A 1,631-nucleotide genomic window follows, 5' to 3' on the forward strand; every position below is an offset into this window, starting at 1 on the left:
GCGCGAGCGTCGGTATCGAACGTGATGTTCTTAGCCATTGTTATATCCTCCAAAAGAAAGATGCGAGAAGATTCGACTGAGGGACAGGCACTCAATCAAACTGCGTTGCGGAAACGAAAAGTTACTCGACCACGGCGTAGATGTCGTCGGCGCGCATGAGCAGGTAGGTCTCGCCATCGACCTTGACCTCGTTGCCACCGAACTTACCGTAGATGACGACGTCGCCCACCTTCACGTCCATGGGCAGGCGCTCGCCGTTATCGGCCACCTTGCCGGCGCCGACGGCGATGATCTCGCCGCGCTGCGGCTTCTCCTGGGCGTTGCTGGCGATGTACAGGCCGGAAGCGGTCTTCTGCTCGGCCGCATCGGGCTTGACGAGAACGCGGTCACCAAGAGGCTTAAGCATTGGGGATTCCTCCTAACGTGTCGCGCGGGGCGAAACCTGCGCGAACCCTTACGGTTTTTCGTACGCCCTGAATAGTACCCAGCCGTGCGGACTTATACAACGTGACTTCAAAAAATCTTATAACTCGGCACTTAGATTTCCTGAGCGCTGTATTAGTCGTTGAAAGCTCATGCGCCGCACAAGCAGATAAGTGAGTCCGCCAGGCACGATGTGGCCCTCGCAGAAGGACACAGGATGCGCTTCCATGAAGACCGATGAGACCCAGACCGATCCTTCGCACGCGGCGCAGAACGTCAACCCACTAGTCGATTTGAGAGTGTTGGACCTGGCGCCAATCGACCGGTGAATCGCCTTGGAATCGAGGCCCCTCCGCACGAGCCCCATCGTGCGCACATAGGGACAGGCACCAAAAGCGGCATCGACCTTGCAAAGCGGTGCCCTCATTCCTCAAATGCATAAACGCAGAACCGGAATGCATAGAAAAAATACGCGTAGACGTGATTCCGCGCGATTTGCCACCGCGGAGGTGATCCAATGGCACTAGATGTAGAAATTGAGTCCAAAAGGATGCCAGAGCGGCATTCGAACGGCCATTAGCAATCGCTCCAAGCGCCTTCGGAAGCGCTTTCAACGAAAATACCCGCCTTACCGCTCACATTACGCAACAGTTATCCAGTATCGCGGCAACTTTAAAATATTCATGCCGTCTGCAAGAGCGCCCTCGGACTCATTTTGTGCATTTACTGCCAGAGCGCCACCAGAGAGGAGCATCTAGGACGACAACGGCGCTGCAGCCGCATGAAACTCAGATGGGGCTCTCGCGAGCGCCGTATCTCATACTATATGAAACAGCTTTCTGAAACAGCTATCGATGCAGCCCGCCCGTCTTTCAAAGTCGATTGCGCTCGTTCACCGTAAAACCTCCCCTGCGCAAAGCGCCATCGATACAATAAAGGCCATTACAGTACGCGATCATCATTTGGAAAGGATCGCGCCATGGGCTTCTTTGGATTTGGAAAGTCGGATGGACCCGAGAGCTACACCGCCGCGGGAAAGCTCGTCACCTGCTCGCATTGCGGATGCGATCGCTTCAAAAAACGCGAGGCGCAGCTCAACACGGCGCTCATGAGCGCCATGGACCTCGACTGCTTCAACGAGAGCGCCGTCGCGCTCATCTGCGAAGATTGCGGCCACCTCGAGTGGTTCATCAACGAGGGCTGCCTGA

Annotated in this window: 2 protein-coding genes; one reads left to right on the forward strand and one right to left on the reverse strand. The window is 55.9% G+C overall.

The window, feature by feature from the left end; all coding sequences use genetic code 11:
* Positions 1-121 precede the first annotated feature (121 nt).
* Entirely contained in the window at positions 122-406 is a 285-nt protein-coding gene (groES, locus tag I2E26_RS08915) for a co-chaperone GroES (RefSeq protein ID WP_147587554.1), read from the reverse strand.
* Between the two features lie 996 nt (positions 407-1,402).
* On the opposite strand from groES, the gene I2E26_RS08920 reads away from it, so the two are divergent.
* Positions 1,403-1,631: hypothetical protein (locus tag I2E26_RS08920; RefSeq protein ID WP_195420445.1), on the forward strand; the 229-nt coding region annotated here is incomplete at its 3' end.

It is taken from the genome of Collinsella sp. D33t1_170424_A12 (assembly GCF_015554865.1).
In the GTDB taxonomy this organism is placed as follows: Bacteria; Actinomycetota; Coriobacteriia; order Coriobacteriales; family Coriobacteriaceae; genus Collinsella.